This window comes from Streptomyces sp. NPDC006265 (genome assembly GCF_040613555.1).
Classification (GTDB): Bacteria; Actinomycetota; Actinomycetes; order Streptomycetales; family Streptomycetaceae; genus Streptomyces.
Genome location: NZ_JBEXSH010000335.1, coordinates 1 through 8,722, shown reverse-complemented (window position 1 = coordinate 8,722; position 8,722 = coordinate 1). Strand labels below are relative to the sequence as shown.

Below are 8,722 nucleotides of genomic sequence, written 5' to 3'. Positions count from 1 at the left end.
ACTCGGCGTCCTTCTCGGGAACCGCGCCCAGTCCGACCGCCAGGACGAGCGGTGTCTTGAAGCCGGACGGCGCCGGCAGCTTCGTCACCTCGCCCTCGCCGCCGGAGGCGCCGAGAGTCTCCAGAACGCCGGCGAGCCTGCCGTCGTACGCCTTGTCCACGGCCTCGGCGCCCGGTGCGACGACCGGTCCCTTGGCACCCTTGGCGACACCGATCACGATCGCGTCGGCCCGCAGGCCGGGCGCCGCGGAGGTGCTGAGAGTGAGAGCAGTCACGGTGGTGAAATCTCGCTTCCGATGTGAAGTTGCAGTGGTCGAACGGTGTGGGTCGACCGGGCCCGACAGCCGACCCTAAGGGTCGGCCGGCGATCTCCCGCCTGCCCGGCGGGCGGACGACGGGGAGACTGCCGACCGACCCTAATCCGACCTCAGGGTCCGGTAACCACGGGGCCTTCCCCGGTGCGGCGAACACTCGACGACGAGACTACGCGCGTGGCCCCGTTCGCTCATTCCTGCGGGCGTTCACCTGTCGGTGGCGTAGTGGCCATTTCTTGATCCCTCACACCGGTGAACCGGGTCACACTCGTCGCGATCCGGTGAGCACCCTGCTCGCCGCGGTGACGGCGGCAGGCTTGATCACGGCCGGGGCGACGGCGCCCGGGGCTGCCGCGGAGGAACCACGCATCGATCTGAAGGTGCTGGTGGTGGGCCATGGCGACAGCACCGTGAAGGCCGTCACCGTCCAGCTCAAGAGCACGGGCATCCCGTACACGACCAGACCTGGGCGACTCCGGCCGGCCGACGATCACGGCGGCGTTCCTGAGCGACACCGTGGGCGGTCCGCCCCCGTGCCAGAGTTCCAGGGCGTCGTCCTGAACGAACGAGGCTCCCTTCGGCGCGGGCTCCGCCGAGCAGACCGCGCTGGAGACCCACGAGCGGACCTACCGCATCCGGCAGGGCGACGCCTGCACCCGGGCGCACCCGGGGGTCGGGCTCGACCACACCAGCGAGGGTGGCCGGGCGGGCACTCTTGACGCCCGCGAGGCATCCGTCACCGCGGCCGGGAAGGCCGGCTTGTTCGGCTACCTCGACGACGCGTTCCGTTTCGAGGACAACGCCCCGGCCGTGCAGGAGAGTTACGGCCGTGCCGCCCGGCCCCGCACCGGCTTCACCAGCTACGTCGGCATCCCCGTGTCCGGCGGCACCGGACGTGGCAGCCTCGTCGGCGAGTACGCCCACGACGGCCGCCGCGAACTCGTGGTGACGTTCGCCTGCAACAACACCCAGCGGCAGTTCCGGTTACCGGCCCGCGGCATCGTGGAGGGGCTCACCCAGGGCGTGCACCTGGGGCAGACGCGCCACTCCTTCGCGGTGCACGTCGACGACGTGTTCGCCCCGGACAGCCGCTGGGGCTCCGCAGGCAACCGCACCCCGGGCGACTTCGACTGCGCGAGCGGCGAGGGCGAGGGCACCACGCCGGTCCGCATGACCGCGGACGACGCCACCCACGCCGCCCAGTGGCAGCGTGAGCACGGCTTCACCATGGACATGGTCTTCAACGCCGGTTCCGGCGCGGAGTGGAAGACGAGCACGGCGGCACCGACGCCCCCGCCACCCGGCTGCTCGCGGAAGGCGCAGTACCGCTGGGCCAACCACACCTCCACACACCCGTTCCTCGCTGCGTGCAGGACACCACGAGCTGGTGTACGACATCCCGCCCGACGCCGACCCGGAAGCCCTGGCCCGGGCGCGCGGTGCGGCGCTGCACTGCGCGGTCCCCGGAACCGGAGATCATCCTTGGGGCACGCTGCCCCACACCCTGGAGAACACCCCGTGAGACGCCCGTCCCTGCTCGTCGCCCTGCTCGTCCTGCTCCTCGCGGGCTGCGCCCAGACCCCCGACGACAAGCCCGGCCCCCGCTGGCAGCCCCGCCCCGGCACCGCCTGGCAGTGGCAGCTCAGCGGACGCCTGGACACCTCCGTCGACGTGCCGGTCTACGACATCGACGGCTTCGACCACTCCGAGGACACGGTCACCCGGCTGCACCGCGACGACCGCAAGGTCATCTGCTACCTCTCCACGGGCGCCTGGGAGGAGTTCCGCCCGGACGCCGGCGACTTCCCGAAGACGGTCCTCGGCCGCGGCAACGGCTGGACGGGCGAGCGCTGGCTCGACATCCGGCGCACCGACGTCCTGGAGCCGCTCATGGCGGCCCGGATCGACATGTGCCGCGACAAGGGCTTCGACGCGGTGGAGCCCGACAACATGGACGGCTACCGCAACGACACCGGCTTCCCGCTCACGGCCACCGACCAACTGCGCTACAACCGACTCATCGCCCGGCTGGCCCACGACCGGGGCCTGGCCGTCGGCCTGAAGAACGACCTGGACCAGATCCCGGAACTGGTCGGGGACTTCGACTTCGCGGTCAACGAACAGTGCGCCCAGTACGGCGAGTGCGCGGCCCTGAAGCCCTTCACCGCCGCGGGCAAGGCCGTCTTCCACGTCGAGTACGAACTCCCCACAGCCCGCTTCTGCGCCGACTCGCGCCGCCTGAAGCTGAGTTCGCTGCTCAAGAAGTACGAGCTGGGGGCGTGGCGACGGGCCTGCTGAGCCGGATGCCGGTGACGGCGGTGCCCGCGACCCGGTCGGCCAGCGACCGGCCGGCGGGGGAGAGGACCGGCAGCGCGTTCAGCAGGAACAGCAGCACCGCGACCGCCCACACCAGCACCGACAGCACGACCTGCCCCTCCATCAGCAGCACGCAGGCCACGGCGTACACGGCGACGTCCGCGACGGTGGTGATCGCGGCCCGCCGCGCGGCCCTGACCCTGCGCGGGAGGTTCGGGGAGACTCTCAGCCCGACCAGGGCCTTGCCGATCGTGCGCCCGGCCAGGGCCAGACAGGCCCACTGGTAGAGGAACACCGTCAGCACCAGCAGCCCGAAGGCCTGCTCGACGTAGAGCACAGACTTGTTCCACAGCGAGAATCCCAGGTTTTGGGAGGCGTCGAGCACGTCACCGCGCGAGGTCAGCAGGTCGAAGCCGCCGCGAGTGGCCAGTTCGGGCACGTCGGTGACGAGCGCGGAGACCCGGTGGAAGGTGAGCACGGCGAGCGCCGAGGCCAGCGCCACCACCAGTGCGAAATCGACGACCCAGGCCGTGGCACGGCGCAGCTTCGGCATGAACATCCCCCGATCGTTTGTGTATCGGGGCAGGAAGCTAGCGGCTGGGAGGCCGGTGCACGAGGGGGACGAGGAGATCGTTTCAGCCCAGTGACAGAACGACCAGCGCCGTGGTCGCCGCCGTCTCGGCCAGACCGCCGAAGACGTCCCCCGTGACACCGCCGAAGCGCCGGGTGCAGTGCCGCAGCAGGGCCTCGGCGGCGGCCAGGGCGAGGACGACCGCGAGCACGGCCCGGATCACGTCGTACGGCCCGAAGAGGGCACCGGCCGCCGCGGCGGCTCCGGCGACGGCCACGGCAGCGACCGCGGCCCCCCACAGCGGCACCACACCCGCGACCGCCGCCCCCACCCCCTCCGGCCGTGCAGCCGGCACCCCGGCCCGGGCCGCCAGGGTCAGGGCCAGCCGGGCGACGGTCGCCGAGACCACGGCGGCGCACGCGCCCCGGGCCCAGGAGGCGTCGTACGCCTGGGCGAGCGCGGCGACCTGCGCGAGCAGGGTGAGGGCGAGGGTGATGACCCCGAACGGCCCGATGTCCGACTGCTTCATGATCCGCAGAGCGTCCTCGGCGGGCTTGCCGCTGCCCAGCCCGTCAGCGGTGTCCGCGAGCCCGTCGAGATGCAGCCCCCGGGTGAGGACGGCCGGCACGGCGACGGTCGCCACGGCGGCGAGCGGGGCGCCCGCACCGAGGAACAGCAGCACCAGCCCGAGCCCTGCGGCGGCGGCACCCACCGCGAGACCGGCCGACGGGGCGCACAGCATGCCGTCGCGTGCGGCCTCCCGGTCCCACCGGGTCACCCGGACGGGAATCACCGTGAGGGTGCCGAAGGCGAAGCGGAGGCCGTCGAGGGGCGAAGTGGTGGGCACCGGCGCAGGCTACCGGCCGGTCAGGAGAGCGGGTGCGGCGGCCAAGGATAAAGTTCGCATATGGGATGGCTTGAGCGGAACATCATCGAACCCGGCAAGCTGCCGCTGCTTCTCGCTCTCGTCGCCTTCGTGGCGACCTTCCTGATCACCCGGCTCATCACCCGTCTCATCCGGGCGGGCAAGGGCCCCTTCGGCAACGTCAGCAGCGGTGGCGTCCACGTTCACCACGTGGTCCCCGGGGTCATCCTGACGATCATCGGCGGCTTCGGCGCGGTGGCGGGCGGCCAGCACGGCTTCGGGTCGTACCTGGCCGCGGTCCTGTTCGGTATCGGCGCAGGCCTCGTCCTCGACGAGTTCGCCCTGGTCCTGCACCTCGCCGACGTCTACTGGACCCCGGACGGCCGCAAGAGCGTGGAGATGGTCGTCCTCACCGCCTCCCTCGTGGGCCTGCTCCTGATCGGCTTCTCGCCGCTGGGCGTCGACGATCTCAACGACGACCAGCAGCAGAACCGCGCCGTCGTCCTCGTGAACATCCTCGTGAACTTCGCGTTCGCCCTCATCGCCCTGTTCAAGGGGAAGATCCGTCTCGCGGTCGTGGGCGTGATCATCCCCTTCATCGCCCTGGTCGCGGCCGTACGGCTGGCCACCCCCACCTCCCCGTGGGCCAAGCGGTTCTACCGCAACCGGCCCCGCGCCCGGGCCAGGTCCACTCTGCGCTCCTACCACCACGATCGCCGCTGGGCGGCCCCCTCGCGAGCGTTTCACGACTGGCTCGGCGGCGCGCCCGACCCCGAGCCCGCCCGCTCCCTCGAACGCCGCTGACGCAGTTCGCCCACCGCGCACAGCACCAGCACCACCACGATCGCCGCGAGGTGCTCCTTGCCCGCGAGGTTCTCCTTGAGTGCGACCTCGACCACCATCGCCGCGATGACCACCGAGGCCGTGAGGTACGCCCGGTAGCGCCAGCCCAGGAAGACGGCCAGGCCCACCACCGCCGCCGACGGCCCGGTGTCCACGACCCAGGCGTCCGAGGCGGGCAGGCCGAGCGGGGAGTGCGGGCCCAGCCCGATGCCGAGGCGCGCGTACAGCGTCCCCGCGAGCGTCGCGGCATAGGCGATGGCCAGCGCCCGCCACCAGCCCAGGCACAGCTCGGCGATGCCGAACACCAGCAGGATCTGCACGAGCGCGCCCCACACCGGCAGATCCAGCGCGGGCACGAACAGTGACAGCGGCGTCCGCAGCAGCGCCGACCACAACGGGTCCTCGGCCCGCACACCGCCGACGTTCTGCACGAGCTGATAGCCCCACGACTGGTTGTGCACGACGTGCAGCACGGCCGTGAGGCACACGGCCGTGACGGCCATCGGCACGGCCCGCCACCGCCGCGCGGCCAGCGGCCCGCGCACCGCGCCGTACAGCGCACCCCATTCGGCGCGGGCCCAGCGGGCGAGCGTGGTCATCGGGCGGTCGTCCTCGTCCGTGCGTGGATACGTCTGAGGGTGTCTGTGACTCAGTCAAACCGACACCACGTTCCAAGACCGACCGGTACGGGACGAAGTTGAGCCAGGAGTGAGTGACCTGGATCTCGATGCCGCTCGTGCGCTCTGCGGGCTCCTCTACTGCTCGGCGGGCGCCTCGGAGACCTCCGGCCCGGCCGGCTCCGCGGGCTGCTCCCCGGGCTCCTCGGACTCCTTCGGCTTCTCGGGCAGCTCCGCGGCCAGCGCGGCGGCGCCCTGCACGAGCGGCAGCGCCAGCAGACCGCCCGCGCCCTCCCCGACGGTCACCCCGTGGGTCAGCAGCGGCTCCAGGGCCATACGGTCCAGCGCCTTCGCCTGCCCGGGCTCCCCGCTGTCGTGCGCGGCCAGCCACCAGTCCGGCGCCCGGAACGCGATCCGCTGCCCGACCAGCGCGCACGCGGACGTCACGACCCCGTCGAGCACCACCGGCAGCTTGCGCACCGCGCTCTGCAGCAGGAAGCCCGTCATCGCGGCGAAATCGGCCCCGCCCACCGCCGCCAGCAGCTGCAACTGGTCACCGAGCACCGGCCGGGCCCGGCGCAGCGCGTCCCGGATCGCCGCGCACTTGCGCATCCACGCCAGGTCGTCGATCGCCAGCCCGCCACGCCCGGTGACGACCGACGCGTCGACTCCGCACAGCGCCGCGACCAGCACGCCCGCCACCGTCGTCCCGCCGACGCTCACATCGCCGAGCACCACCAGGTCCGTGCCCGAGTCGGCCTCCTCGTCGGCCACCGCGACCCCGGCCCGGAACGCCGCCTCGGCCTCCTCAAGGGTCAGCGCGTCCTCGATGTCGATCCGCCCGCTGCCGCGCCGCACCCGGTGCCGTACGACGTCCTCCGGCAGGCCCTCGGGGTCGCAGTCCAGGGCCATGTCGACGATCCGCACCGGCACGCCCAGCCGCCGTGCCAGCACCGACACGGGCCGGCCGCCCTCCAGCACCTCGCGCACCAACTCCCCGGCGCCGCCTGCCGGCCGGGCCGAGACGCCCAGCTCGGCGATGCCGTGATCACCGGCGAAGAGCACCACCCGCGGCCGCTCGACCGGCCGGACCGGCACCGCGGACTGCGCCGCCGCCAGCCACTCACCCAGTTCGTCGAGGCGGCCCAGCGATCCGGGCGGCACGATCTGTCGCTCCCGGCGTGCCTCGGCGTCACGGCGGATCCCGCCGTCCGGACGCTCGATCAGATCGGTGAAGTCGTCGAGATTAAGCGAGCTCATTCGCCGAACAGTACCGGCCCCGGTCGAACAGCACGGCGCCACATCACCACACCGTCACGGCGACATCGTTGCACCCAAGATCGGCATCCCATACGTTCCGTTTTGCAGCGGATTGTCGTACATGGTCGGTGCGACGACCCCGCCGTACCTCCTTGCCGTACGCCGTCGCGCCCGGGAGCCGCTCATGACCGCACATCCCACCCCCTCAGCACCCCCCGTTCCACAAGCGACCACACGGGTCCACGAAACGCGCCGGGAGGACTGCCCCTGGTGCGGCTCCGACCGGCTGCGGAACCGGCTGCGCACCGGTGACCTGAGGCAGTACAAGCCGGGCAGCTTCACCGTCGACGCGTGCCGGGACTGCGGCCACACCTTCCAGAACCCCCGCCTCACGGTGGAGGGCCTCGCCCTGTACCACCGGACCGTGCGCGGGGCGCCCCGGGACCCCGCGAGCGACGGCCTGCTCGCCCTGCGCGGCAGCCCGCGCCGGCACCGCTCGGCCGCCCGCGCGATGCTGCGCTGCGGCGAGCCGGAGAGCTGGCTCGACGTCGGTACGGGCCACGCCGGCTTCCCGGCCACGGCCCGGCAGTTCTTCCCCTACACGTCTTTCGACGGCCTGGACCCCACTCCGCGCGTGGTCCGCGCCCGCACGGCCGAGCGCGTCGAGGAGGCCCACGTCGGCCGCCTGACCGACCCCCGGATCGCCACCCCGCTGCGCGCCCGCTACGACGTGGTCAGCATGCTCCACCACCTGGAGGGCATGCCCGACCCCCGGGCGGAACTCCGGGCCGCCCTCTCCGTTCTGCGCCCGGGCGGCCACCTGCTCATCGAGACCCTGAGCCCCCGCAGCGTCTTCGCCGCCCTGCTGGGCCGCTGGTGGCTCCCCTACGATCAGCCGCGCCACCTCCACCTCCTGCCCCCGCAGAACGTCCGCGCGGAACTGGAGTCGGCCGGCTGCACGATCCTGACGCTCGACCACCGCCCGGTCCATGTCCCCCACGACCTCGCGGGCGCCACGTCCCTGGCCCTCTCCCACGCCCTGCCGGCCCCGGACGCCCCCTGGCGGGCGATCCCCCCGCCCCTCGTCCGGCGGCACACCCGCACGGCCCTGCTCCGTGCGGGCTTCCCCCTGATCGCCGTGGCGGCGCTGGCCGACCACCTCATCGCCCCGGTGGCCCGCCGCACGCGCTTCGCGAACACCTACCGGGTGATCGCCCGCAAGGCTCCGTAGCCCGGCCGGGGAGGAGGGAAGCCGCGGGGCCCCGGTCAGCCCCGCAGCGCCACCGCCTGCCCAGCCACCACCAGCAGCACATGCTCACACTCGGCCGCGAACCCCGCGTTCAACCGCCCGAGTTCATCGCGATAGCGCCGTCCGGACGCCGTCGACGGCACGATCCCCGATCCCACCTCGTTCGACACGGCGACCACGGTCCGCCGGGTGACCCGCATCGCCTCGGTGAGCTCCTGCCTCCGCTCCCGCAGGGCCTTCTCCCCCCGCTCCGCCCACACCGCGTCGTCCCACGCCCCGACGGAGTCCATCGCGTCCGTCAGCCACAACGACAGACAGTCGACCAGCAGCGGCGGCCCCTCCTCCTTCAGCAGCGGCACCAGATCGCAGGTCTCGACCGTCTGCCACGACCCCGGCCGCCGCTCCCGGTGCGCCGCCACCCGCGAGGACCACTCCGTGTCCCCGTTGCGCGACCCGCCCGTCGCCACGTACAGCACGTGCGGAAAGGCCTCCAGCCTCCGCTCGGCCTCCACCGACTTGCCCGAACGGGCCCCGCCCAGCACCAGCGTCCGCCGCGGCACGTCCGGCACGTCCTCGTACGACCCCACCGCCAGCGTCACCCCGTCCGGTACGGCCCGCGCCCCGGCTGCCGCGAGCCGCCGCCCGAGCTCGGGGCCGGGCGGCACGTCGTGGTCCATATGGACGGCGA

The 8,722-nt window shown here is 72.9% G+C and carries 10 protein-coding genes; 3 read left to right on the top strand and 7 right to left on the bottom strand.

What is annotated here, in order from left to right; genetic code table 11:
- Together ABZ281_RS25235 and ABZ281_RS25230 are read right to left on the bottom strand one after the other, a co-directional pair.
- On the bottom strand, positions 1-274 hold a 274-nt coding region (locus ABZ281_RS25235; protein WP_356658934.1), incomplete at its 3' end, for a M17 family peptidase N-terminal domain-containing protein.
- A 301-nt stretch (positions 275-575) separates the two neighbouring features.
- Entirely contained in the window at positions 576-761 is a 186-nt protein-coding gene (locus ABZ281_RS25230) for a hypothetical protein (protein ID WP_356658932.1), read from the bottom strand.
- Positions 762-1,831: 1,070 nt separating this feature from the next.
- Between ABZ281_RS25230 and ABZ281_RS25225 the strand changes: the two genes are divergently transcribed.
- Complete coding sequence (locus ABZ281_RS25225) at positions 1,832-2,611, top strand: endo alpha-1,4 polygalactosaminidase (RefSeq protein WP_356658930.1); 780 nt, start codon at positions 1,832-1,834, stop codon at positions 2,609-2,611.
- On the opposite strand, the gene ABZ281_RS25220 is transcribed toward ABZ281_RS25225, so the two are convergent.
- Both ABZ281_RS25220 and ABZ281_RS25215 read right to left on the bottom strand, forming a co-directional pair.
- Positions 2,571-3,188, bottom strand: a complete 618-nt coding sequence (locus tag ABZ281_RS25220) for an RDD family protein (RefSeq protein WP_356658928.1) — start codon at positions 3,186-3,188, stop codon at positions 2,571-2,573. The two genes, ABZ281_RS25225 and ABZ281_RS25220, sit on opposite strands and share 41 nt — an antisense overlap.
- Before the next feature lie 76 nt (positions 3,189-3,264).
- Entirely contained in the window at positions 3,265-4,047 is a 783-nt protein-coding gene (locus ABZ281_RS25215; RefSeq protein ID WP_356658926.1) for an adenosylcobinamide-GDP ribazoletransferase, read from the bottom strand.
- 60 nt (positions 4,048-4,107) lie between these two features.
- Here ABZ281_RS25215 and ABZ281_RS25210 point away from each other — a divergent pair, with 60 nt between their 5' ends.
- A complete protein-coding gene (locus ABZ281_RS25210) occupies positions 4,108-4,869 on the top strand; it encodes a hypothetical protein (RefSeq protein WP_356658924.1) in 762 nt (253 codons plus the stop codon).
- Here the strand turns inward: ABZ281_RS25210 and ABZ281_RS25205 are convergent.
- Positions 4,809-5,507, bottom strand: coding sequence for a hypothetical protein (locus ABZ281_RS25205; protein WP_356658922.1), 699 nt, complete (start codon positions 5,505-5,507; stop codon positions 4,809-4,811). The two genes, ABZ281_RS25210 and ABZ281_RS25205, sit on opposite strands and share 61 nt — an antisense overlap.
- Positions 5,508-5,663: 156 nt before the next feature.
- Positions 5,664-6,785, bottom strand: coding sequence for a nicotinate-nucleotide--dimethylbenzimidazole phosphoribosyltransferase (gene cobT / locus ABZ281_RS25200; RefSeq protein WP_356658920.1), 1,122 nt, complete (start codon positions 6,783-6,785; stop codon positions 5,664-5,666).
- A 184-nt stretch (positions 6,786-6,969) separates the two neighbouring features.
- On the opposite strand from cobT, the gene ABZ281_RS25195 reads away from it, so the two are divergent.
- Entirely contained in the window at positions 6,970-8,016 is a 1,047-nt protein-coding gene (locus ABZ281_RS25195) for a class I SAM-dependent methyltransferase (protein WP_356658918.1), read from the top strand.
- Positions 8,017-8,051: 35 nt separating this feature from the next.
- Here ABZ281_RS25195 and ABZ281_RS25190 read toward each other — a convergent pair.
- Positions 8,052-8,722: bifunctional adenosylcobinamide kinase/adenosylcobinamide-phosphate guanylyltransferase (locus ABZ281_RS25190; RefSeq protein WP_356658916.1), on the bottom strand; the 671-nt coding region annotated here is incomplete at its 5' end.